This is a genomic window from Pirellulales bacterium, from assembly GCA_036499395.1.
Lineage (GTDB): Bacteria > Planctomycetota > Planctomycetia > Pirellulales > JACPPG01 > JACPPG01.
In genome coordinates this window covers 111,099-135,769 of record DASYDW010000121.1, presented here as the reverse complement: position 1 = coordinate 135,769, position 24,671 = coordinate 111,099, and the positions used below count along the sequence as shown (strand labels likewise).

The 24,671-nt window shown below is 62.2% G+C and carries 19 protein-coding genes; 9 read left to right on the top strand and 10 right to left on the bottom strand.

Going from position 1 to position 24,671, the window contains the following annotated elements; all coding sequences use genetic code 11:
• Window positions 1-206: 206 nt before the first annotated feature.
• The 3 genes from VGN12_22595 to VGN12_22585 form a co-directional block, all read right to left on the bottom strand.
• Entirely contained in the window at window positions 207-1,949 is a 1,743-nt protein-coding gene (locus tag VGN12_22595; protein ID HEY4312255.1) for a Gfo/Idh/MocA family oxidoreductase, read from the bottom strand.
• Entirely contained in the window at window positions 1,946-2,842 is an 897-nt protein-coding gene (locus tag VGN12_22590) for a hypothetical protein (GenBank protein HEY4312254.1), read from the bottom strand. The genes VGN12_22595 and VGN12_22590 overlap by 4 nt, the downstream gene beginning before the upstream one ends.
• Window positions 2,843-3,141: 299 nt before the next feature.
• Window positions 3,142-4,575: an MATE family efflux transporter gene (locus tag VGN12_22585; protein ID HEY4312253.1), complete on the bottom strand. Its 1,434-nt coding sequence runs from the start codon at window positions 4,573-4,575 to the stop codon at window positions 3,142-3,144.
• 227 nt (window positions 4,576-4,802) lie between these two features.
• Between VGN12_22585 and VGN12_22580 the strand changes: the two genes are divergently transcribed.
• The 4 genes from VGN12_22580 (at window position 4,803) to VGN12_22565 (ending at window position 8,442) form a co-directional block, all read left to right on the top strand.
• Window positions 4,803-5,771 (top strand): D-2-hydroxyacid dehydrogenase, encoded by a 969-nt coding sequence (locus VGN12_22580; protein ID HEY4312252.1) that lies wholly within the window; start codon window positions 4,803-4,805, stop codon window positions 5,769-5,771.
• Between the two features lie 251 nt (window positions 5,772-6,022).
• On the top strand, window positions 6,023-7,126 hold the full coding sequence (locus VGN12_22575; protein HEY4312251.1) for a serine/threonine-protein kinase: 1,104 nt from the start codon (window positions 6,023-6,025) through the stop codon (window positions 7,124-7,126).
• 117 nt (window positions 7,127-7,243) lie between these two features.
• Window positions 7,244-7,909 carry a class I SAM-dependent methyltransferase gene (locus VGN12_22570; GenBank protein ID HEY4312250.1) on the top strand — a complete coding sequence of 222 codons (666 nt, stop codon included), beginning with the start codon at window positions 7,244-7,246 and terminating at the stop codon, window positions 7,907-7,909.
• A gap of 41 nt (window positions 7,910-7,950) precedes the next feature.
• Entirely contained in the window at window positions 7,951-8,442 is a 492-nt protein-coding gene (locus VGN12_22565) for a GNAT family N-acetyltransferase (protein HEY4312249.1), read from the top strand.
• 29 nt (window positions 8,443-8,471) lie between these two features.
• Here VGN12_22565 and VGN12_22560 read toward each other — a convergent pair whose 3' ends face one another.
• Entirely contained in the window at window positions 8,472-8,981 is a 510-nt protein-coding gene (locus tag VGN12_22560) for a MogA/MoaB family molybdenum cofactor biosynthesis protein (protein HEY4312248.1), read from the bottom strand.
• 162 nt (window positions 8,982-9,143) lie between these two features.
• On the opposite strand from VGN12_22560, the gene VGN12_22555 reads away from it, so the two are divergent.
• Window positions 9,144-10,355: a HEAT repeat domain-containing protein gene (locus tag VGN12_22555; protein HEY4312247.1), complete on the top strand. Its 1,212-nt coding sequence runs from the start codon at window positions 9,144-9,146 to the stop codon at window positions 10,353-10,355.
• 67 nt (window positions 10,356-10,422) lie between these two features.
• A complete protein-coding gene (locus VGN12_22550; GenBank protein ID HEY4312246.1) occupies window positions 10,423-10,806 on the top strand; it encodes a CoA-binding protein in 384 nt (127 codons plus the stop codon).
• A gap of 95 nt (window positions 10,807-10,901) precedes the next feature.
• On the opposite strand, the gene VGN12_22545 is transcribed toward VGN12_22550, so the two are convergent.
• Both VGN12_22545 and VGN12_22540 read right to left on the bottom strand, forming a co-directional pair.
• A complete protein-coding gene (locus tag VGN12_22545) occupies window positions 10,902-12,239 on the bottom strand; it encodes a hypothetical protein (GenBank protein HEY4312245.1) in 1,338 nt (445 codons plus the stop codon).
• Between the two features lie 286 nt (window positions 12,240-12,525).
• Window positions 12,526-13,800 carry a tetratricopeptide repeat protein gene (locus VGN12_22540; protein HEY4312244.1) on the bottom strand — a complete coding sequence of 425 codons (1,275 nt, stop codon included), beginning with the start codon at window positions 13,798-13,800 and terminating at the stop codon, window positions 12,526-12,528.
• 47 nt (window positions 13,801-13,847) lie between these two features.
• Between VGN12_22540 and VGN12_22535 the strand changes: the two genes are divergently transcribed.
• Entirely contained in the window at window positions 13,848-15,227 is a 1,380-nt protein-coding gene (locus VGN12_22535) for a hypothetical protein (protein HEY4312243.1), read from the top strand.
• Window positions 15,228-15,284: 57 nt separating this feature from the next.
• Here the strand turns inward: VGN12_22535 and VGN12_22530 are convergent, their stop codons facing one another.
• Window positions 15,285-15,911, bottom strand: coding sequence for a hypothetical protein (locus VGN12_22530; protein HEY4312242.1), 627 nt, complete (start codon window positions 15,909-15,911; stop codon window positions 15,285-15,287).
• A 239-nt stretch (window positions 15,912-16,150) separates the two neighbouring features.
• On the opposite strand from VGN12_22530, the gene VGN12_22525 reads away from it, so the two are divergent.
• Entirely contained in the window at window positions 16,151-17,722 is a 1,572-nt protein-coding gene (locus tag VGN12_22525) for an exo-alpha-sialidase (GenBank protein HEY4312241.1), read from the top strand.
• 40 nt (window positions 17,723-17,762) lie between these two features.
• Here the strand turns inward: VGN12_22525 and VGN12_22520 are convergent, their stop codons facing one another.
• Complete coding sequence (locus VGN12_22520) at window positions 17,763-18,851, bottom strand: nitronate monooxygenase (protein HEY4312240.1); 1,089 nt, start codon at window positions 18,849-18,851, stop codon at window positions 17,763-17,765.
• Window positions 18,852-18,971: 120 nt separating this feature from the next.
• The gene (locus tag VGN12_22515; GenBank protein HEY4312239.1) at window positions 18,972-22,109 is read right to left on the bottom strand and encodes a PVC-type heme-binding CxxCH protein; all 3,138 of its coding nucleotides are present in this window, start codon (window positions 22,107-22,109) and stop codon (window positions 18,972-18,974) included.
• Window positions 22,110-22,305: 196 nt separating this feature from the next.
• Between VGN12_22515 and VGN12_22510 the strand changes: the two genes are divergently transcribed.
• Complete coding sequence (locus VGN12_22510) at window positions 22,306-22,674, top strand: hypothetical protein (GenBank protein HEY4312238.1); 369 nt, start codon at window positions 22,306-22,308, stop codon at window positions 22,672-22,674.
• Here VGN12_22510 and recQ read toward each other — a convergent pair.
• Complete coding sequence (gene recQ / locus VGN12_22505) at window positions 22,671-24,509, bottom strand: DNA helicase RecQ (protein ID HEY4312237.1); 1,839 nt, start codon at window positions 24,507-24,509, stop codon at window positions 22,671-22,673. The two genes, VGN12_22510 and recQ, sit on opposite strands and share 4 nt — an antisense overlap.
• Window positions 24,510-24,671: the final 162 nt, after the last annotated feature.

The window sequence follows — 24,671 nt, the reverse complement described above, 5'->3', positions numbered from 1 at the left end:
TGGGGTTATTACGAATTCCCATGTGCGATATGCGGATTGCGCGCAGCCCTGGGATTTGCCGGATACGCACGCGTTTTTTTTGCCGGAAAGGGCGGGGGCTTTTGCGCGCGTCGCTTCGAATGTTGCTCGCCCTCTCCCGGATGGAGGGGGGTGTTTGCACTAGCTTGCTGATATCGGCGAGGGGCAGACGACTTGTTCGCGCGAGTTTAGACCTGCACGTTGGGCTTGATGCCTTCGGGGGTTTCATCGCTGTCGATGTCGAACCACTCGGGCTTGAACTCGATGCGGCGGTTTTCGCGCATCGCGATGTTCGTCGTCAGGGCGATGATCGCGTCGGCCATGGCGACCTTAGGATGGCACTTCGGCTTGTTGTTCTCGAAGTCGAAGTTGCGGATGCACCAGGCGAAGTGTTCCATCTCTTCGGTGTAGCCGCGGCTGGGAGGGCCGGAATCGAGGGCCTTCTTCGCGGCGGCCGCGGCCGGCGAACCGCTGGCCGTGGTATCGAGCGTCGGGGCGCCGTCTTTTCCTTTCGAGACCACGATATTGGTCGTCGTAGCGGCATCCTTGAAGAGCATCACTTCCTGTTCGCGGTCCAGGATCAGGGTGCCCTTGGTGCCCATCACGGTTTCGCCGTAGCCGCCGAAACCGTTGCCGTTGATGGACGAGTAGGTGACGACGATTTTCTTGTTCGGGTCTTCGTCGTACTTCGGCCCCGGATACTCGTACGTGCAATAGACATGGTCGTCGCAATCGCGATCCATCGGGAAGATGTAGCGCCCGCCCACGGCCGTGACCGACAGTGGCAGGGCTTTATGCCCATCGTTCCTCATCGCGGTGCAGAAAATGCCTGATGCGTCGAGCTGGTGGCTGCCGAGCTCGGCCATTAGTCCGCCGCCGGTGCGATTCCACAGACGCCAGTGGATCAGCTCCTCGAGCGGCGAGCATTCGTACGCGGCGCTGCCGCCGCCGGTGAGGGTCTTCTGCTGATAGCCGTACTTCGTGGCGTCGACGTCCTTGTCCAATAGTTGTAGTGCGAGCAGCTCGCGGCGCTTTTCCAGGGCATCGATGCGCGAGCCGCGGGCTGATTCCAGCTCTTTGGTGACCTTCATCAGGTCAGTGAATTTCTTGACCTCGGCCGAGGCGTCGCCCCCGAGGGATTCGATCTCTTTTACAACCTTGGCCAGATCCGCTTCCATCTTGCTGTCAGGCAACGGCGGAGCCCAACTGTCTTTGCCGGGCATGTTGCCACGGTGCCACTGGGCGCGGATGAAATGAATGTCGCCGATCAGGCCGCGCTTGATCGTGTCGACAGCGTTATCGTACAGAATGCTGTAGTGACGCTGATGGCCGGTGGCCAAGTGCAGACGCTTTTGATTGGCGACGCGCCCCATCTCTTTGCATTGATGGACGCTGTGGGCCATCAATTTTTCGGTCAGCACGTGCTTGCCGTGGTTCATGGCCTCGATGGCCACGACGTCGTGCAAGAACAAGGGGAGGGCGATGATCACGGCCTCGATCTGGTCGTCCTTGAGCAGGTCTTGATAGTCGGTGTAGACCTTGACCTTGCTCTTCGCCTCGTCCTCGCTCTTCCAACCGTACTTGGCCATCAGGCCTGGCCGCACGACGCGAATCGATTCGCTGGACTGATCGCCGTGGAACGCGCGATGCACGTTGTAGGGGCGAATGTCCGAGATGGCGACGATGTTTACATAGTCGGGCGTATGGGCGCCGATCAATACGCTTCCTTCGTCGCCGGTGCCGATCATGCCGACGCGGACTGGATCCCCCTTCAGCTTTTCATAGCCGAAATAGAATCCGCCCAGCCCGATGCCGGTTGCGGCGGCCGCGGCGATGCTGCGTTCGAGAAATTCGCGGCGCGTCAGTTCGCTGCCGATGGCGGCGTTGAAATTGTCTTTGCCAATGGCGCGTTCTTCGGGACTGAGGTTCATACGGCTCCCTTTTTCCCCAACAGCGGACGCACAATTAAATTGTGTACGAAAAAGTCGAGACCGGCCCAGCGCCCCGTCGGCAAAAAGCCGAGCGCTATGAGGGCCGTCATTTCTACGAATTCCTTATTCACGATCAGCGAACGGCCGGCCGACGGATGCGGGGCCGGGTACATGCCGGGCCAGTCAGGCTGGGCCGCCACGATCTGGGCCAGGAACAGCGCCCCGGCCAGGGCCGAGAACCGCGTGAACAGCCCCGCGATCAGGCAGGCGCCGACGGCTATGTTGCTGTACGTCACCAGGCGGTCAACTAGTTCAAGCTCGACAGCGTCGGCCGGTACGGGCCGGGCCGGCCGGCCTTCGACGACCGAAGCCAGGTCAGCCTTGAATTGGTCCCAAATCCGGTCGACGTCCTTCGACCATGAAGCGGCCTGGCCACGCAGCTTGGTTTGCTCGTCCCAGTTACGTTTCTGCTGGAAGGGGATGTCGCGTGTGGCGGTCTCTTTCTGGTCGGCCAGGCGGTCCAGCTTGTGCAGATGCTCGTCGAATTGTTCTTTCAGCTCACGCTTCTTTTTGACTTCGTCGGTCAAATAATCGAGCAGCTCGACCTCATGAGCGGCCAGAATTTCACGCGCCGCGGCCGTCTCGGCCTCGTTCAATTGATTGCGCGCGACGAAAGCGTCGGCGTACTTTTTCATCGCCTCTTGCTGGGCCTCGAAGTCGAGGTGCTTTCGGCCGTCGACGTCGGGCAGCATGGCGTAAAAGTGCTCGGCCAGCGGACCTTTCGCCTGGCTGAGAAAGCCCGAGGCCGAAAAGCTGGGCGTCTGCACTTTCCAGATGCCGGAATAGAGGAAGTGCCAACCGATGACGATGCGCAACAGCACAAGACCGGTCACGCCCAAGAAACCAATCTGAAAACCGCGGCGTTGCAGAGGAATCCTCCCGCTCTCGTCGGGGCGAGAACCGTTCGATGCATGAGGTGCCGGGGACAAGGTGGGACGCCTGCGCTGGCGTGGTAGCCCCGGCTCGCTCGTAGCCTAGCAGTTTAACCCGAGTTTACAGCGGGAACAACACCCAGGCGAAGAGCTGCTGACCGTGGTGGCTGGCCGCGTTTTATGGGTTGAGAAGATGGGCGTGCGGCGGCGGGCATGCTTGTTGGATCCCGGACGCAGGCCGCGACGACCCTTACGCCTACTTACTCGGCGCTGGCCGTGGCCGTTTCGCGAGGGGCCGGCAGTTCGTCGTCCACGTCGATCGTGGTTGTTTTTTCGATCACGCGCATCGTGCGCCAGCGGCCTTGCTGGAAGCGGATCAGGTAGATCACTCCTAGCGTGCAGAGCCAGGCCGTGATCGCGGTCCATGACCAATACAGCCCCAGGCCGAAGTATTGCACCCCGATCACGGTGGCCAGTACCGGCAGCGGCGACATGCACAACGTCGTAATCAGGACGAAGCGCGTATCGCCGGCCCCTTTGATGGCGCTGCTGAAGATGATGACCATCGCGTCGAACATGCAATAGAACGCCACGAAGCGCAACAAAACGATCGTGAGCGCGCGCAGGCTTTCGAACTCCGCCGGATCGATCTTCGAACCGTGGGCCATCAGCAGCAGATCGGGCGTGAAGATATAGATGGCCGAGATCGCCGCCATGTAGCACGACGCCAGCGCGAATGCCGTCCAGGCGCCGCGCGCGGCCAGGCGAGGCCGGCCTTGGCCGATGCGTTGACCGACAAGTGTCGTCGTGGCGATGCCGATGCCATAGACCGGCATGAACGCCAGGCTATTGACGTTAAAGGCCAGGCTCGTGGCGGCCAGTTCCAGGGCGCCCAGCCGGCCCACGACCAGCAGGAACAGGGTGAAGGCTCCGACCTCGCAGACAAGCTGCACACCACTGGGCGAACCGAATCGCAACAAGCGCAGAAACAACGCTTTATCAAACCGGCAGCCGGTCAGCGTGCCGAACTCGTCGCGATACCGATGTCGCAGGAAAAGCGCGAAGTACACAAGTGCCTTCCACCACAGGGCCGCCACCGTGGCGAGCGCCGCGCCGGTGACGCCGAGAGCCGGCAGGCCGAGATTTCCAAAGATCAGGGCATAATCGAGCACCACGTTTAATATCGCGGCCGACGTATCGACGACCATTACCGTGCGAACGCCGCCGCGGCCGGTGAAGAAGGTCGACAGAGCCTCGGCGATAACCATCGCGCCCGATCCCCAACAGATCGTGCGATAAAACTCGACTTCATAATCCGCGACCTGCGCGGGATGCCCTACGCCGTGGAACATGGCCGAGGCCAGTGGAATCGTGGCTGCGGCAACGGGAACGGTAATGAGTCCGATCCACACGCCTTGCCAGACGATCAGGCCGATGCGATTGTTTCGGCCCGCGCCGTAGTATTGCGAGACGAAGGCATTGACGTACGATGCTACACCCAGCGGAAAACACATCACGGCGAATTGCAGCGCACCGGCCGGCAGCGCGGCAGCGACCGCATCCGCGGAGTACCAGAGCAGGAATACGCGATCGGTGAAGTGCATCACCGTCCATGACAACGTCGAGACCATCAGCGGCAGTGCCAGCATCAGCACTTCGCGCATGCCGCTCGGTCCTCGCCAGAATCGTGACATCCTGTCGAACATCGCTCCACCGCCCTTGAATCCGTCTCGCCTGTTCCTTACCCCGATCACTCTAGGGACACGCCGGCCGAGCTTGGGGTTCGGGGGTACCGCGGCCTTGTCATGGCCGGACTTGTCGATCGCCGCGGATTGCCGACAATCACGCGTAAGTGCTAACCATGACGTGCAAGTGACGTCAACTCGACAATTTCCCTGAACCTTTCGAAGAGCCTTTCCCCGTGCGCATTGTACTCTGCTATCCTGTCGAGCCACGCCATGTCGCGCAGATTGCCGCCGCGGCACCTGAGGCCGAGGTCGTCGATGCCGGTCAAGAAGGAGTCGCGCGCGAGCTGCTGACGGCAGATATTTTTTGCGGTCATGCCAAGGTGCCTGGGCCGTGGGAGGAGGTGGTCGCGCGCGGGCGATTGCAATGGATTCAATCTTCGGCGGCCGGTTTGGACCATTGCCTGGTGCCGTCGGTCGTGGGCTCGGAGATCGTCGTCACCAGTGCCTCGGGCGTGTTGGCTGATCAGGTGGCCGAGCATGCGATTGCGTTAACGACGGGGCTGACCCGCAGTCTGCCCGTGTTTTTTCGCGCCCAGGCAAAGCGTGAGTTCATTCGTCGGCCGACGCGTGATCTGACTAATGCCACGGTTGGCATTATCGGCTTCGGTGGCAATGGGCGGCGGTTGGCCGAAGTGTTGCGTGTCTTCAAAACGCGCATCCTAGCTACCGACATGTATCCGATCGACAAGCCTGACTATGTCGAAGCGCTATGGCCGGCCGATCGGTTGGATGATGTGCTGCGCGCCGTGGATTTCTTGTTCCTCGCGGCGCCGCTGACGGAACTGACACGCAACATGATCGATCGGCGCGCCTTCGAGATGATGCGGCCCGGTTCGATTTTGATCAACGTCGCTCGCGGCCCATTGGTAGTAGAAAGGGACCTGGTCGCGGCGCTGGAATCGGGACATCTGGCCGGCGCGGGTCTCGACGTTACCGCCGAAGAACCTTTGCCTGTCGATAGCCCACTATGGTCGCAACCGAATGTCATCATCACACCGCATGTGGGTGGTCAGTGTGCGCGGCGCATTGACGATATGACGAATTTCTTCTGTGGGAATCTCGCACGCTGGCACGCTGGTCAGCCGCTGGCCAATTTGGTCGATAAACGTTTGGGATATCCAATGCCGGTGGCCAGTAGGTAGTAGGCAGTAGGAAGATCGGAGAATGCCAGCGCTTTTGATTGCGGCTTTTTTCGGATTCATCGCTCTGCATTTTTTTCTGTGGTAGCAGTGCAGCTAACTCGAGATCTCGGGCGCATGCGCGCTCATTGACTCATGTGATGGTCAATATTGCGTCAATTTGTCTGGACCCATCGGGGGCGATAGTCATAAGATGGGCCTAACACGAATTGCCTGCCCAGGCGGCGCACCCCGCATCGAGATTTGAGCCCACCATGTCAAGCACCACGTATTTGCAACCGCTGGCCACGCTGACGATCGATGGCCAACAAACAAAACGCTGCCCCGACGTGTTGCTGGAGAAGTACCGGCAACTGGTCGAAGAGCAGCGCATGAGCTGGACCGAGCATTTGCACTTGTTGCGATTGCTGGGAGCCGGCGGGCAAGGAGTGGTTTATCTCTCCGAGCGGCGCGGCACCGATAATTTCACGCTGCCGGTGGCGCTGAAGATTTTTTCGCCGCTGCACTATCCCGACGATCGCAGTTACGACGAAGCGATGGGGCGGATCGCCGAGGTCTCGGCGCGCGTCGCGCAGATTCAGCAGGATAATCTGCTGGACGTACACAACTTCGTCGAGCGCAATCGCATCCGCTTGATGGAAATGGAATGGGTCGACGGTTACGACCTGGATCGGCTGCTGTCGCACGAGATGTTGCAACGGACGCGCGATCGGGTCAGCAATCGTCGCTGGGATTATTTGAACAACGTCATCGTCACGACCGGTCCGCTGCAGCCGCGGTTGAAGCCCGGCATCGCGATCGCGGTGTTACGCGAGTGCCTGGCGGCCCTGGCCGCGCTGCATCGCGAGGGGATTGTCCACGGCGATATCAAGCCGTCGAACATCATGCTCAAGCGGACCGGCAACGCCAAGATCATCGACATCGGCTCCGCGTTCGACATGGAGAAGCCTCCTACGCGGCGCAGTTGCACGCCGACTTACGCCGCGCCTGAGGTGCTGGAAGGGGGCGAATCGTCGCCGCGTTCCGACTTGTGCAGCCTGGGATACGTGCTGATCGAAATGCTCTCGGGCACTCCGCCATTTGTCGGGCAAACGACCTACGCAGAATTGCTGGAAGCCAAACGGATCCTTGTGCAACGTCTGCACGAACGCTTGCCGCGCGAAGTGGTTTGCAACGAGTTGTTGATGACTTTGATTCGCAGCCTCGTGGCTCCGGACCCGACGTTGCGATTCCCCAGCGCCGAGGCAGCCGACCTGGTGAAGGAAGGGGCGGCGAACTTCCACCGCCAACTGATCAAGGGGGACCTGGCCAGCGAATACGAGAACGAGCTTCGCCTGTGGCTGGGGGAACTGGACTGAAGCGCGCACGCTTTTGCGGTCAGCGAGCGCGCTCAGAGCGGCTCTTTGCGCGGCGGCGAACCTCTGCCGGCAAGCTCTTGTCCCAAGGCGTAGTGCTTACGACATCCACCGAGCGAAGTGATATCCAACAAGATGTCGGGCAATTCGGCAACAGGCGATTTTCGCGACACCGATTTTCTGCCGGCGGCAGGGCTGCACTTTCTCACGCCCGCCTACGAACTCTTGGCGTGGCCCATGTTGGCCGGCGTGTGGCGCGGCGTGGTCGATGACGTATGCCAGCGCGCGGGGCAAGCGGCCTCGATCGTCGATCTAGGGTGTGGACCGGGGACCGTGTTGCGCCGCCTGGCCCGACGTAGGCCTGACCTATCCCTGACGGGCGTGGACATTGACGAGCGGGTGCTTCGTATTACTCGTCGGCGCGTGCCGCGCGCAAAGCTGCTGCAAGGCTCGGCCGATAACTTGCCGGTTACCGACGCGTCGGCGGACATCGTCGTGAGCTCGATGGTGTTTCATCATCTCCCTCGAGAGATCAAGTTGCGCGCCTTGGCCGAGGTAAATCGCATCCTGAAGCCAGGGAGCGTCTTTCTGCTTTGCGATTTTGCCCGCCCTACGACCCGCTTGGGGGCGTGGTTCGTTCGCTCGTTTGCTATGTTGGAAAGCGGCGTTGGCCGGCAAGCGGCGGGCGAGCTGCAGGAACTGGCCGCAAGCTCAGCTATGGCACTTACTCCGCTGTGGACGCGGCTAGGATGCATTACCCAGCACGAGGTCCGCGCAGCATCCTGACAGGCCTGAGGATCAGTCGCGTCAAGCGTGAGGATCGTTAGATGTTCGCGCTTCGCGACGCCAGCGCCGGAGACTTGCCCGCGATCAGCGAGATCTATAACTATTACGTGCTGCATTCAACATGCACGTATCAGCTCGAGCCCGAGACCTTGGCGGACCGGCAAGCGTGGTTCGGTCTGCATTCTGCGGAGAGGTATCCGGTTGTTGTCGTTGAGATCGACGGCGCGTTGGTCGGTTGGGGATCGTTATCGAAGTTTCACGCCCGGGCTGGTTACGATGGAACGGTGGAAGCCTCGGTCTATATCGCGCAAGGTTTTCATCGCCGCGGCCTGGGACGCCGAATGCTCGAACATTTGATCGAGCGGGCACGGCAGATCGGATATCACGTGTTGATTGGCGGCGCAAGCGCCGACCAAACGGCCAGCATTGCCCTGCAAGAAAGCCTGGGCTTTACACGCGTTGGCCAGTTACGCGAGGTGGGGCGAAAGTTCGATCGCTGGCTGGACGTGGTCTATTTGCAGGTGATGTTGTAAGGACCAGCTCTGGCCGAGATGCTCGTCGCTTATCGTCGCGCCTCGCGCACCAGATGTCCCAGCTCGGGCAGGATTAGCTTGTCCATGGCCAGGCGGACGCCGGCCGGTGAACCCGGCATGGTGAGCACGACGACGCGGCCGATCACCCCGCCCACGGCGCGGCTGAGCATGCCGGCGGCGCCGATTTCCTGATAGCTCAACATGCGAAACAGCTCGCCGTATCCGGGAAGCGGTTTGGTGAGCAGGCGCGAGATGGTTTCGTAGGTCTGGTCTCGGCTGCTGATGCCGGTGCCGCCGGTGAGTAGGATCGCGTCGATATCGTCGTGCGAACAAAGCTCGTCGACCAGACCGGCCATGCGTTCGGGGGCGTCGGGAATGATGTCCCGGGCCTGGACCTGGTGGCCGGCCGCCTGCAGCCTGTCGACGACCAGTTGCCCGCCCGTGTCGGTCTCCTGCGTGCGGGTGTCGCTGACCGTGATGACGGCGCACCGCAAGGCGCTCGGCGATTGGGCCCGATGCTGGGCGACGCTGTCGCTCATACTGACCACCTGTCCTGGGCGAAATAGCCGGAAAAACCGGTCCGCGACCGGTATTCCGTTGTGGGGCTCGGCCGGCCATCCGTATACTTGAGGAAAGCCAGGGCGCGCACGGATTTTAACGTGCCGGTGTCCCTCTCGGAACTCGCGTGGCTAGAGGCAGCCATGAAGCAACAAATTGCTACCGCGGTGGTTTTGATTCTTTTGCCATCGACCCTGAGGACGGTGCGCGCCGATACGTTCGTGTTGGAGAACGGCGGGCAGGTCGAGGGGACTTTGCAGAATACCACCGAGAACCCCCGGACAAGTTACGTCATCAAGACGAGCACGGGGGGGCAGATCACGCTCGCACGGGACCAGGTCGCCGAGATGCGGCGCACGAAATCGACCGAGATCGAGTACATCAAGCATCGCCCTGATTATCCCGATACGGTCGAGGGGCAAATGGCCTTGGCCGAATTGTGCCGCACCATGCAATTGCCCGAGCAGCGCGTTCGCCACCTGGAGCGGGTCATCGAACTCGATCCCGACAATGCCAAGGCCCGGCGTGCGCTGGGTTATCAGCAAGTGAACGGCGAATGGAAAACTCAGGAGGAGGTTTTCCAGGAACGCGGCATGGTCAAGGACGACTCGGGCCATTACCGCGTGCCGCAGCAGATCGAAGAGATCAAGCGCAAGCGCGACCAGGAAAAGGCCCGCAAGGAGTGGTTCAAGAAGGTTAACATGTGGCGGCGCTGGATCGACAGCGAGCGTAACCAGGAAGCCCTCGCGCAGTTCCAAAAGCTGAACGATCCGATGGCCGTGCCGGCATTGCAGAAGGAGTTGCGCGACGAGACGAACGAAACAATTCGCAAGATGTACATCGAAACGCTGGCTCGCATCGGGTCGCCCGACGCCTGGCAGACGTTGATTATCTTTTCACTCGATGACGCGGACGAGGAAATCCGCATGACCTGCCTTGATTACCTCGAAAAACAGACGGGCACCGTGGCCGTGACGACGTATATCCGGCGGTTGAAGTCGAAAGAAAACTACATGATCAATCGGGCGGCGGACGCGCTTGGGCGGATGAAGGACAAAAGCGCGGTCCGACCGTTGATCGATTCCCTGGTTACGCTCCACTCGGTGCAGGTTGCGCCCCCCAGCGGCAATATGAATCCGACGTTCGGCGGAGGTGGGGGAAACGGCGGCGGCACGTTTAGCTTTGGCGGCGGTGGTCCGAAGACCGAGGATCGGAATTTCAACAATCAGAACGTGCGCAACGCGCTGGCCTCGCTGACTGGGCAAGACTTTGGCTACGATCAGCAGGCGTGGAAACGCTGGTTGGCCAGCCAGAAACGCACGCCGATGGTGGATGCGCGGCGCGAGCGCGAGTGACCGGCTGAGCGAAGCGCGGCCTGAATCCCGCGCGACAATGGTTCAATGATCTTTGGAGGGAGCCAACATGTCAAAACCCACGATCGCTGTTCTCGGAGCCAGTCCCGATCGAACGAAATTCGGCAACAAGGCCGTGCGGGCGTATCTGCAACAGGGGTATGACGTTTACCCGGTGAATCCCAAGGGGGGCGAGATCGAAGGGCTCTCGGTTTCGCACACCTTGGCCGAGGTGCCGGGCGGAAAACTCAACCGCATCAGCGTTTATCTGCCGCCGCCGGTTGTGCTGAAGCTGCTGGACGAAATTGCAGCCCGCGGCTGCGACGAATTGTGGCTCAACCCCGGCACGGAAAGTTCCGAGGTCGTCACGCGTGCCGAACAACTGGGGCTGAACGTCGTGATGGCGTGCTCAATCGTCGATATCGGCGTCAGCCCGGGTACACTGGCTGAATAGCTTGCCGGCGGACGCATCGGCCATCACGTACGTCACGACGGCGCGTATCGCAAAGAACGTCAGCGCCGCCGTATTCCACGCTCTCTCGCCGACAACTATGCGGCCCGGATCGAAGGCGCACGCTTGCGGTACGAGAGCCAGCCATCGCCCAGGACGCTCAGGGCGACCCGGTCTTCGAGGTTTGGCCGGAAGATCGTCAGCAGCAATAGCGGCAGGTACCAGCCCATGAACAGGCCGCCCTCTTGCGGCTGCCAGAATTGCGTTCCCAGCATCACGACGGCCGAACAGCTTAGCAGCGTGCCGAGGTTCTTTTGCGCCGGCCACAATGCGAAGCTGGCACACAGTGCCGCGTAGCCGGCCAGCACCGAGAGGCGATACGGGTTCGTCGATTCGTTGAAGCTCCAGAAGCCGCTGGTGTCCTGCGGCGATAGGCTGGTCCAGCCAAACACCTCGCGGGCTTGCTTCAACAGTGGCTCGATGCCGCCGACGGCGAAGAACTGCAATCCAATTACGACGACCAGCATCGCCAGAAATCCGACCGAGAATCGCAGCAAGCCGCGGTGCCAGTAGAAGCCGACCCATAAGGGCAGCAAGAAAATCGGATAGTAGATCACGCCCGTCGCCAGGCCCAGCAGGATGCCGGCAATCATCGGGCGCCGATAGGCGAACACCGCCCACACAACGAGCGCCGCAGGCAGCACGTGTTCGACACGGCCGGTCATTTGCGCGGTGTAGGGAAGCAGCAAGTACAAGGTCGCCGCCGCAACGCCCGTGCGCGCACTGCCAAAATGCCGCGCGCCGATCAGCACCATGCCTGTCACGACGGCCAGGTGCGAGAGAATGGCCATCAGGCGCACGGTGGTCGAATACTCCAGCTCGCGCAATTGCTCGGGGGCCACGGTGTCGGCGGATTCTTTAACAACTAGCGTTTTGGTGGGAATGCTGGCCAGCAGGTGCATCCAGGGATACGCCGGGCCGTGCGTGGCCAGGCTCGCATCGGCTTCTTCCTGTGTTTCGGTGTTCGAGAGCAGTTCGTCGAGGCGGCGAGGACCATCGAGATCGCTGTCCGTGATTTCGCGCGTCATGGCATTGACCATGAGGAAGACGCACAGCGAAACGGCGGCGAACGTCAATCCACCCGGCGAGAGGTTCGGTTCCAACAGCGGGCGGCGAACCATCATGGGGTCGACCAGCAGCCGGACGAGAAAGAATCCGCCGGTGGCGAACAGCCAGGCGTATCCGACGTGGCCGGCCGTTCCCCCCTGTTGCACCATCAGCAGGCCGGGGGCCAGAGCAATGAGCCCAACCAGATCCAGGTTGCGCACACTCCAGACGCGACTGAACTTGAAATAGATGGCGATCGTCAACAACGACGATAGGTAAACCCACGTCGTTGGATCGATCGGCGTGTATCTATAGAGAAACTGATCCATGTCACCCGCGCTCGCCAAGTCTACAGGCCGCGCGACAGCTCATGCCAGGTCGCGCGCTCGATTTTCGTCACCCTACCTGCGGTCTGGCAGCGACCGTAACTCCCTTGCAAGATACGTTTTGGGGGTCATTTTGCAACCCCCAGATGCCGCGATCAGGCCAAACGAATTGCAATAACTATCGTTGGCATAACACCTTCCAGATCGCGAGCAGGCGCCAGCGCACACAACGCGATTGGCGATTAGATGCCGCCGAGAGCACGGCCGTCACGCGCATCGCACAGGCCAGCTAAAGAGAAAGGCGTTCGCGCGCCGTGGCGGCCCAAGGGCTATCCGGGGCCAGTTCGAGAAACCGCTGCCAGTGCTCGGCAGCTTGATCCGTGCGACCCAGATCATCGAGTACGCGACCGAGGTGATAGTGCGCGTCGGGAAAATCCTGATGGTGGGCCAAGGCACCCTCAAAGGCCGAAACTGCAAGATCGAATTGCCCAGTTTCGGCCAGCACGCAGCCCAGGTTGGCTCGCGCTTCGACGTAATTCTCGTCTAACTCGATGGCCATGTAATAGCGCTCGCGGGCGGCGCCAACTTCTCCCAAGCGATACAACACGTCGGCCAGGGCAAAGCAGGTTTCGGGATGAGGACCGCCGGCTGCCAATGCCGCACGATACATCTCGGCGGCCAGGTCGAGCTGTCCCCCTTCTTCCAAGGTGTGCGCGATTTCCACCATCTCGCCTGGGCCGGCCAGGGGGACTTCGACCGGGGCGCCCAGCGGCACAACGGGGGTTGTGGCAGGTTCACCGTCGGCCGAATCGCGGCTATCGAAATCGAGCCGCTGCTGGCCGTGTGCCTCGACCAGACCGTCGCCGGATCGCACCAACAAGCGTTTTCCTTCGACCACCAGCGGCGCCTGGGCCGGCGCATCCTGCGAGTCGGGGAACCAGCGGGCTAGGGCCGTGAATTGCTTTTCGATCTGCCGTTGCGAAACGCCGGCCGCGGCGAGCGCCGCAAGCTGCCTCGCTGTGGCGACCTGCGCGAAATCGAAATACGCCAGTTGCCCGAACTGGCGTCCTGCCACGAGCAAGCCGCGCTGATGCCAGCGACGCACGGTGGCGACCGGCACGCCGACGAGTTCCGCCAGAATGGCCGGCGTGTATCGACGGCTGACGTTTTGATCCTGCTCGATCAGACCGAGTCGCTGCCAGAGTTGCGTTTCGTTAAGGGCCACAAGCTTGCCATCTTCGAGCGCTTGCCGCGCTTCGCCCCCCAGCAATTCGCCAATCGCCGGGCTTGGTGCGCCTTCGCCGAGCACCACCAGGTCGGCCCCGGCCAGATCGTCGACAGGCGTCGCGCCATGCGCGCGCAGCAGTTGCTGGGCTTCGCGTTTGCTCAATCCGGCCAATTTGCCGGCAAAAGCCACGCGCAACCCGGAGAGCGTATCCTTCGGTGTGCTGGAAGCGGCGCTCGACATGCGACGTAGATTATCGCCGAGCGGGCCAGAAAACCAAGCGGGGCGATCGACAAACCTTCGCCGTAGTGAAAGATTTCGCGGCTGCCGGTAACTCATTATCCGAAGTTCCTATTCCGGCGATGCCCAGTGCTAAGGAGCAAATAATGCGGCAGACGACGTGCGGCAGACTCGTCACGGCGATCGTGGCATGTGCTTATTTGAACGTTGCTTTTGCGGCTGGCGCGGCAGAACCCGAGGGAGCCAACAGTGCCGCCACCTCACCGATCGAGTTACCGAAGCCCACGGGCCGCTACAGCGTTGGACGAGCTAGCTACGCCTTGATCGATCGATCGCGGAAGGAGATTTTCACCGCGGATGACGACGATGTGCGCGAATTTGTGGTCATCGTTCACTATCCGGCCCAGGTGGCGGCCGATGCGGTTTCTTCGCCCTACGCCGAGGAGAGACTGGCGACTGCCATTGCCGAGGCGTACCACAAGCCCGCCTCGTATGCGCAGCGGCTGCGCTGTCACGCTGTGGAAAACGCCGCGCCCTTGCTGTCGACAGCCGGCTTCCCGGTTGTGATATTCTCGCCGGGCTTCCAAACTCATCCTCTCTTTTACACCGCGACGTTGGAGGACTTGGCCAGCCAAGGTTTCGTGGTTGTCAGCATTTGCCACACGTATAGCACTGGCGTAACCGTGTTTCCCGATGGCCGCACGGTGCGTGCAAATGATGCGGGCACACAATTCGAGCGCGATAAGCGAGACCCTGCCATCTCGCCACGCACGATTCAAGACCATCGTGATGCGATCGGCGAAGTATGGATTGCCGACGTGCGCTTTGTGGCCGATTGGTTAGCGACGCTGAATAGTAATGACGGTCGACTGCAGGGATCGCTGCGGCTGGATCGATTGGGCGCCTTCGGACATTCCTTTGGGGGTGCGGCGGCGGCCGCGACCGTCGCGCGTGACGAACGCTTTCGTGCCGGCATGAATCTCGACGGTTCGGACTTCAGCAGCACCGACGGCGAAAAGATTCGCGAGAAATTCCTATGGCTCTGTTCCGAGCCTCCGGATCTTTCAAAGCTCCCCCCGGGCAACGTACATGTCCGGCGCGAGGGAGATAAATCTCCCGAGGAATCCGGGAAGACGATCGACAAAGGCGCGGAAGATAAAAAGCGTGGCGCGGGCGCGCCGAAGACGGTGATCCGCCGCGGCGATGACGGTTCTGCTCCGCCGGATCTGACGAAGCGCCGTCTCTCGACCTATAATGGCCTGCGCGCCCCGACGGATCGCTTGATAACCATCCACGGCGCGCGGCATCAAACCTTTGCCAGCGACGTCGTGCTGCTCGCGGCGTCATCACCGCTCTCGAAAGCAACTGCCAGCCAAGACGTTGGCACGATCGAGGGGACACGCGCCGTGAAGATCGTCAACGCGCTGGTCAGCGGATTCTTTCGGCAACAGTTGTTGGGGGAAAACGTGCCTGTGATCGATGATCCGGCGGTCTATCCAGAAGTCCATCGCGGACCGGCCCGCTAGTGATTGGGGCGTTGCGCACTGGGGCACTCGCGGTTGATAAAACAAGCCACGCTGCGGCTAGTAGCCGGCGTGCGCCGCGGCGTGCAGCTTGGCTAGATCGGAATCGTCCAAGCCCGTGATCTTTCCGGCGTCGAACGAGTGGTCGCGCGTCAGATGCTCGAAGAAGGTCATCCCTTCGACGCCCGCCTCGGGCGGGTCGATCGTGCGCAGCCAGGTGTGCAGTTCGTTGGCGTTGAGGCTGCGCAGCCACCGGCTAGGGGGACGGCCGTGTCGTGCGATGCGCAGGGCGCTGGACTTGCCCGCGTCGCTATCGAGCCCGGCGTTCGGGATTGGTTCGCTATGGCTGGCCGGCGTAACGCCGCGAAATTGCGCCGGGACCAGGCTTTCGTCGAGGTATCCGGTTCGGCCTGTGTAGCGCTCGCCGGTGATGCGATCGACCGGAGTCGTGATGCCGGTGATTTTCCAGCGACCGTCGATCAGGTTTTCGCGTTCGTACCAACGCCAGGTGTTATTGCCGGCCATGCTCCAATGCTCGGGCGTCACGGCTGACGCAGTCGTGGGCGTCTTCGGTTCTGTGGTGCGCATCAGCGCCGCGGCCAGATCGTCGAGAGAATTGGCGCGCAGCTTTTCGGATAGACCGAACAGGCCGAAACCGACCCAGAACATGAATTTTCGGCGGAGCATGGCAAACACCTCGCGGTTCGAATCGTCGGTCCGTCGCGCCTTTCTGACGACGGGCAAAATCGTGTTTCCACTTTCAGAAGGCTGCCGCCTGGCCATCCCTGGGGCAATTATAGGTCACGGCCCGGTGGGTCTATATTCGCTACGACCGGCAATTTGAGCGCCGTGACGAGGCCGCCTATAGTGCAGCGGCTGCGGACTTTGCGCCGCACCGGTCTTGGAACGTGCCGAGGAAAACATTTATGAGATGCGTGCTGTACACGTTGTTAATGACGCTTGCCGCGACGGGCATTCCCGCGCGTGCGGTCGCGCTCGAGATCGGCGCGGCGGCCGGTCCGGTGAAACTGTCGACGCTGGCCGGCGACACGATCGAAATGAATAACTACGCCGAACGCCCGGCCACGGCCGTGCTGTTTCTCTCGAGCCGCTGCCCGGCTACTGAACGGGCGATCGGCGAGGTCAACAAACTGTACAGCAAATTTCGCTACCGGCACGTGCTGGTCGTAGGCGTGTCATCGAACGCGGCGGAATCGAGCGACGAGTTGCGCAATTTTGCGCAGCGGCGCGGATCAATCTTTCCGATCTACCGCGACCCAGACGGCGCGGTGGCGCGTCATTTAGGTGCCACGACAACGCCTGAGCTATTTCTGCTCGACGGAACTGGCAAGCTGGTGTTTCACGGCGGAGTCGCTGACGAAAAAGGACGCGAGGCATACGAAGCGGCCGTGATGAGCGTGCTGCGCAAGCAAGCGGTCGCTGCGCCGTCGGCTCCCGTAAGGGGAACACCGATCGCCGAGGCTGGGCAGAAACAGGAGCTCAACGATCCTTACGGCACGATCGCGTTTTCGTCCGAGTTGGTATTCGAAAAGATTCCGTTCGCGCCGGCCCATCACTGCTCGACCATCTGCGAAGCGGGCAATGGCGAGCTGCTTTGTTTATGGTACGGCGGGACGTATGAATCGGCGCATGACCAGGCATTGTTCCTGGCGCGCAAGAAGCCTGGCGAGAAGAATTGGAGCACGCCGCAGGTTCTGATCCCTGGTGGTCCGACGCCGCCGGGCAATGGCGTGATCTTTCGCGACGCCGAAAAGCGCGTGTGGATCGTCTGGTGCCGCATGGACGGTACACATCCGATGGGACGCGGCAGCGGTTGGGATCGATGCCGGCTGTTCTATCGCACGTCAGCCGATGACGGCGTGACGTGGAGCGACGATCAGCCGATGTTTGCGGAAACGATGTGGTGCGTGCCGCGCAATCCGCCGATCACGCTCGGGAATGGCACGCTCCTGTTGCCGGTCGAAGGATTGCAGGGCGAAGTCGAAGGTTCGTATTTCCTGACGCACAAACCGGGAGCCATGTCGTGGGAACGGGCCGGCTTTACCGATGGCGGTAGCCAGCCGGCCGTGATTGAGCGCCGCGACGGCAGCTTGCTCGCGATGCTGCGGCACGCCCGGTTTTTAACACGCATCGAGTCGCGCGACGCAGGCCAAACCTGGAGCAAAGCCGAAGCCACGCCGCTGCAAAACCCGGACGCCGGCATCACGATGACCAAGCTTGCGAACGGTCACTTGCTGCTGGTGTACAACGATTCGCAGACCAAGCGGACGCCGCTATCGATCGTGCGCTCGCTCGACGAAGGAAAATCGTGGGAGAAGCCGCTCAGCCTGGAATGCAACCCGGGCGAGTATTCCTACCCATGCATCATTCAAGCGGCCGACGGAAAGATACACGTCACGTATACGTTCCGGCGTTACGCGATCAAGCACGTGGAGTTCAACGAAGACTGGCTGACGCAATTCGAGCGGCCGGATTGAGCAGGCGGCGGCACCGCGCGTGATCGGCTTGGCTGGGAAGTTATATCGTCGGGCCGAGCAGGTCGAGCGTGCCTTGCCATAGTTCCTTCACCAGTTCGCCGGCCGGAATGGCGCGTGCCAGCGCCGCGCTCTGGCCGGCCCAGGCTTGCATCCGCTGGACATTGTGAGTTTGCTGCGCGGCTGTGCGCATGGCGGCCGTCAATCCGCGCTGGACGGGGTAGGGGGCGGGGCGGGGAGCATCGTCGGCGGCCGCGGCGCGAACATACTCGGTCGCGATGCCACGACCGGCGCGGCCGCTGAAGGCGCGTGTGATCTGCGTCCCTTCCGGCGGCGTTTTGGAAATCGCATCGGCCCAGGCCGGGTCGATGCCGGCCTCGGGGCAGCGCAGAAAACCGGTGCCGATCTGTGCGGCCGATGCCCCCAGCACCAGGGCCGCGGCCACGCCGCGCGCGTCGGCGATTCCTCCTGTGGCAACCACGGGCACGCGCACCGCATCGACCACGGCGGGCAACAGGGCGAACAGGCCGACCATCGTCCGCTCGGCGGCGGCCGCATCGAACGAGCCGCGATGCCCGCCGGCTTCCATGCCTTGTACCGCCACGACGTCGGCGCCGGCCTCTTCGGCGGCACGCGCTTCGGCCAAGGTCGAGACGTTGGCAATCCAGGCGATACCGCGCTCTTTCAGCTGCGCGACGAATGGTGCGGGGAACAGGCCCATCACTGACGATATGGCGCGTGGCGCCGTTTCCAGCAAGGCATCGCATTGCGCGGCAAAGTCGGGCAGCGTCGTCGTACCGGCCTCGGGGGGCACGGTCGGGCCCCATTTCGCCAGGAATTCGCGCAGGCGCGCCTCGTGCGCTGCGTCGCGATGCGGCGGGGGATCGGGAATCCACAAGTTGAATTGAAAAGGGCCGGTGGTGCCGGCACGCACATTGGCCGCCCATTGCAGAATTGCCGGCGGCTCGAGCATCAGCGCTCCACACGAACCAAGTCCGCCGGCCTGTGCCACGGCGATCGACAACGCGGGGGGCGAGACGCCGGACATCGGCGCCAGCAGAATCGGCAACTGCAGTCCGAAGCGTTCGCAAAACGCCTGACTGCGGGCAAGGATAGTGCGACGAGTGGGCATCGCGCCAATATAACGGCGCCGGAGTGTGCGGGCGAGAATGCGGTCCGACAGTCGTTGCTGAACTGGCTGCACGAAGCGCGCGATGGACCGGGTTCATAGAACCCGGCTACAGAAGATGGTCTACTTGCACGCCTTTAAGAACGTCATTAGATCGATCAGTTCTGCGGCTGAAAGCTGCTTGTCCAAACCCGTCGGCATGACCGAGATCGTGCCGGGGATCATTTCGTCGATTTCTTCGCGGCCGACGCGGACGGTGTCTTTCGCGTTTAGGACCAAAATCACTTCATCTGGCGCGTCCTTGCGTACGATGCCGTTGTGGACCTGGCCGCCGTGGGTCGTGACCGTCATCGGCTCGTAGCTGCGCACGAAGCTGGCGCTGGGGAAAACGATCGCTTCGAGCAGGTCGCGCTCGCTGCGAATCCTGCCGATCTGGGTCAGGTCCGGCCCGACGCTTCCGCCGAGATAGCCGATCGCATGGCAACTGGCGCAGGCCGCCTTCTGGCTGTTGAATACCAACTGTCCGCGCTTGATATCTCCTTGCGACGAGAGCGTAAGCAGCTCTTCGATCTTGGCCTTTCGCTCGGCGGCACTGGCGGCAAGCAGATCGAATAGCGTCTTGGTTTCGTCCTGCACGGCCGGCTGATAGTCCTTGAACACTTCTTGGAGTGTTTCGGGGCGCACATTGGATAGCGCCTGGGAACTGGCCAGCGCCGCGATCACGCTGTGACCGACTTTGTCGCTTTTGCTTTTGGCGAAGGGGGCGACGAGGCGTTCGATTTCGAGCGGCCCGGCCGAACGGACCGAATCGGCAAGCGCCAGTAGCTGCGCGTCGTCGAGTTGCGCTTTTGAGAGAACATCGGCCGCGGCCAAACGCACCGAAACCTGCGCGTCGGTCGCCAGGTTCTTGCGAACGAAGTCGAACACGGTCGGCTGCACGTCCGCCAACCCGCCGGGCACCGCGGCCAGAGCATCGAGCCGGACGCCAACGTTCAATTTTTCATCGGCGGCAGCCGCGATCAGTGCGGCGCGGAGCTCGGCCGCTTGATCGGCAGCCGCCGGCATCGCGCGGGCCACGGCCACGGCGGCAGGGAGCAGGGCATCGTCGCCAGAATTGAGCACGGCAACCAGCGGCGTAACCCAAGCGCCAGGCAGATTCTTGCGGCCGGCCTGAGCCATTGCCGCCAGCAGTCGACTACGTTCCGCGGCCGAGGTGCTATTGTCCGCTAGGCGTGCGGCGACGAGTTGTTGAATCTGATCGTCCGCGGCGTACCAGGCGAGCAGATTCGAAAATAGCTCGGCGTTGTCATCGGTGAGTGCGCCTGCGATTAATTGCCGCGAAAGCCAAGGAGTGAGGGCGGCCGCCCAGTTCGTGTGCCGCTCGAGGATCGACGTCGCGACTGCCTTGACCGACGCATCCGTGGACGTGACGAGCGCGGCCACGACCTCGGGTTGTAAGCCGCCCCCTGACATCTGATCCATTGCCAACAGCGCTGAGCGTCGCGTGCGCGAGTTGGTGCTCGCCAGGCCAACAGCGGTTTCTTTCGGCGCCGCGAGTTCGATCAGAGCGTACGTCACGGAATGTTCCAGCGTTCGATCGAGTTTTTCGCCGGCAACGGCCAGCAGGACCGGCGCCGCCGTGGGATCGTCGAGCCGGCCGAGGGCCTCGGCGGCGGCACGGCGATTTTGTGCGGTCCCTTGCTTGATGATTTTGAGCAATGCCGGTACCGCAGCGCGGTCGCGCGCCACGCTCACCGTATGGATGGCAGCCTGACGCACCGTTTCGTCGCGGTCGTCGAGCGCCGCGCGAATCGTGGCCTTGGCCTCGGCGGCATCAATACGGGCCAGCGTCCATACGGCACGGGCGCGCGCTTGTTCGTCGGGAGACTCTTTGAGCAGCTTTGCCAAGGCGGGAACCGAGGCCGAGCTGCGACGGGCAAGCTCGTGCAGAGCGCGCTTGCGCACCGCCGGTCGATTGTCTGCGAGCCGCGCTCCGAGTGCCTCGGGTGTCGCGTCGGCCCAGGCAAGCTGCTTGCCGCGCGGATCCGCAATCGCCGGCGCGGCGGTGCGTCGCACCCGATAGATGCCGCCGGCGACCTCGGGCTTCCAAAGTTGCGAGCTGGGGCAGCAGAGCTTGTACCAGCCGCCCGTATCGATCACGACCAGGCTGCCGTCGGCATCTTCGAGAACGTCAGTGGGATGAAAGTCGAGATTGTCCGAGGCGAGAAAATCTTCGTCGTGCGTGACGAAGGTCGCTCCCTCCGGCGACATGGCATGACGCGAAACCTTGTGCATGTTGAACTGCGCGGCGAACAGATTGTCGCGATAATCGTCGCCGAAGCTGTTCGATTCGTAGCGCATCAGGCCGGCCGGGGCTGCGGCGCCGAAATGTGTCATCGGCTGCAGCAGCTCGCCCGTGCGCGGATGGCCGTCGATCACGTTGTGGACTTTGCCGTACACGCCGCCGTAGATGGCGTGAACCAGCCCATCACGTTTTCCGCCGCCGGGATGTTGAAAGAACGTGGTGGTGAAAATGCGCTCGCCGCCGGGCGTGAACGCGACCTCGACGGGGTTATCCATGCCGCCGGTCATCACCGGCTCGATGCCGGAATTGTCAGGGCGCGAGCGAAACAGATGGGCAGCCCGGGTGCGGAACGGCTGCTTGCCGGGGCGATCGTACGTCTGCTGGGCGAAGGCTCCCTTGGCCCAGTAGATCCAGCCGTCGATCCCTTCGTAGGGTCCGTGCAAATCGTTGGCGCAGCCGGTCAGGGTCTTGCCGGCGAACCATTCCTCGCGCTTGTCCGCGACACCGTCGTCGTTGGTATCGGTGAACTTCCAGATCGAGGGGGGCGCGGCGACGTAGACCGCGCCGTCGAGCCACATCATGCCCTCGGGGAACATCAGCTTCTCGGCGAACTTCGTGCGGCGATCGAAAACGCCGTCGCCGTCGGTATCCTCGAGGCGCAGAATCCAATGCGGCGCTTCGGCGAGTTGCTTTTCGACTTTGTCGTTCGTGCCGGACGATTCGCAAACGTACAGCCGACCTTGTTCGTCGAAGTCGGCATGAATGGGCCGCTCGATTAAATCGGGAGCGGCGGCCAGCGTGACGTCGAAGCCGGGCGGAAGCGTGAAGTTATGCCGGGGAAGTGCCACGACGTGTGCGTTGGATGCGGTTTCGTTCGGCGGCGAGGCAGTTTCCTTCGAGCCTGGATCCGCGCCCAGCACGGTCAACAGCACGCACGTCTGTAAAAGCGATGTCATGATTCCTCCGACAGAGACACTCGGACAGCCCCGAACAGCCCGCAGGCCATTGTAAGTGCGGAGGTGGTGAGGGCCAAATGGCCTGCAATCGGTTGCACGATGCACTGTGGCCGAGGGCTGTGACCCCCGATCAAAGCGCCGGCCTCGCAGAGGCCAGCTACCGTACAGGGGGCCGGGAGCGAGTTAGAATCGGGACATGGACGATTTCTCCAACGAAGGCTGGGTAGCATACGGCGAACTTCCTCGCCCACAGGCTCTGCAGCCATCCTTGCCAATTTCGCCAATCGACGGTTATCTGGCGATCGAGATTCATGGCAGCGTTTGGCGAGAACTCCCCGAATGGCAAGTTGTGCAAGCGAAACACGATTCGGCCACCGACATGCTGGCTGTCATCATAAAGAACGATCGCCGCAACTTGATGAAGGCCGGCTTGTTTTATCGTTTTGACAACGGTTGCTGGCCGAAGGCGGTTTGGGAAACGGTCAACGAAACGTTCTTCGGCCCGAACGATTTGGCCAATGCCGTCGAGTATCTAGAAGCCTTGTTGCGGAATCAGCGTGATTAGCGCTTCGCCCGTTTCGGCGATTGGGCGTCGACGTCGAGGCGTAGTCCCTGTTGGTCGCAGTAGGTGGTGATTTCGCCCAGTAGTTCCTCGCCGTATTCGGCGCATTTTTTTTCGCCGATGCCGTGGCATTCCAGCAGGCTTTCTTCGCTCGCCGGGCGGCGGCGGGCCAGGTCGCGCAGCGTGGCGTCGCCGCAGACGATGAAGGGGGGAATGCCGCGCTCCTCGGCTTTGGCGCGGCGCCATTTCCGCAGCACGTCGAACAGCCCACGGTCGACTCCCTGCCACGAATCGAGCGAAGCCTTGGATTCGCGGCGCGGGCGGTCTGCCGGTTTCAAGAGTTGTGGTGTCACCTCGCCACGCAGCAGGCGGCGCCCGTCAGGCGTCACCGACAAGGTCATATATTCGCCCACCTTGGCCAGGAACTCTTGCTCGACGAGCTGGTCGATCCACCCACGCACGTCGCGGCGGTCGTGCTCGCCGAGCAGGCCATACGTGCTGAGCTTGTCGTGCCCCTCGGACAGGATGCGCTGCTCGCGCGAGCCGGTCAGCACGGCCGAGGTGTATCCCCCGCCGTAACGCTGCTCGAGCCGGAGTACGCAGGAGAGGATTTTCTGGGCGACGACGAGCGAGTCGTTCACATAGTCGAGTTCGCCCAGGCAGACGTCGCAGGCGTTGCACGAGTCGCGTAGCTGCTGGTTGAAGTAATTGACGATCGCGCGATGCCGGCAGCCGACACCGATGCAGAAGCGCTCGATGCCCTCTAGCAGTTGTTCGGCCGCGGCCAGGGCCGCCTCGGGCAGTTCCTTTTGAAAGCTGCGCCAGGTTTGAAAGTCTGCGCCGGAATAGAACAGGCAGCATTCGGCCTCGAGCCCGTCACGGCCGGCGCGGCCGCTTTCTTGCTGGTAGCTCTCCAAGGATTTGGGAGCGGCGGCGTGGATGACGAAACGCACGTCCGATTTGTCGATGCCCATGCCGAAGGCAACAGTGGCGACGATGATCTTGGTGCGATCGTTGATGAAGGCGTCCTGGTTGCGGCGGCGATCTTCGTCCGGCATGCCGGCGTGGTAGGGGAGCGCCTGGTGACCTAGGGCGACAAGTTCTTCGCAGGTCGTTTCGACGTCGACCCGGCGGATGCAATAGATGATGCCTGATTCGTCGCGGTGACGGTCGATGACTTCGCGAATTTGTCGCAGCCGATCGGTGCGCCGCGCCACGCGATACACGAGGTTCGGCCGATCGAACGAGCCGACAAGGATTTCCGGTTCGTCGAGGCCGAGCTGCGCCGCGATGTCGGTGCGTACACGCTCAGTGGCCGTGGCCGTATAGGCGTGCAGCGCCACGCCAGGAAAGACCTGCTTGAGGCGGGCCAGCTCGCGGTATTCCGGGCGGAAGTCATGTCCCCAGTCGCTGATGCAGTGCGCTTCGTCGATGGCGATGAACGATAGCGACGCGCCTTGCAAGAAGCCGAGCGTCTGCTCGGTCATCAGCCGCTCGGGCGAAAGGTACAGGAGCTTCAAACGGCCCGAGCGAACCTGATCGGCTACGTCGCGGCGCTCGGCAGGCGAGAGTGTGCTGTTGACGCAGGCAGCCGGCACGCCGCAATCGACGAGCGTGTCGACCTGATCCTTCATCAACGAGATCAGCGGTGACACGACGACAGCCATGCCCGGCATATGCAGGGCGGGGGCCTGGAAACAAAGCGACTTGCCGCCGCCGGTGGGGAGCACGACCACCGAATCGCGTCCAGCCACGACGGCCTGAATCGCCTCGGCCTGCAGGGGCCGGAACGAGTCGTACCCCCAGTAGCGGCGAAGAATGGCGAACAGCGCTTCCATGCGTGGGGGGAGGTGCTCAGTTTTTCGAGTCGCGTCCTTTAACGAGGACCATTTTAAGGCCTGCGGGTGCCGGTCGGTAGGGTGGCCTGTGGGCACCATGCGGGAACGCGAACGGTGGTGCGCTGTGTGGGGCTTAAGCGGAGAGATAGGCGCTGGTGCCCA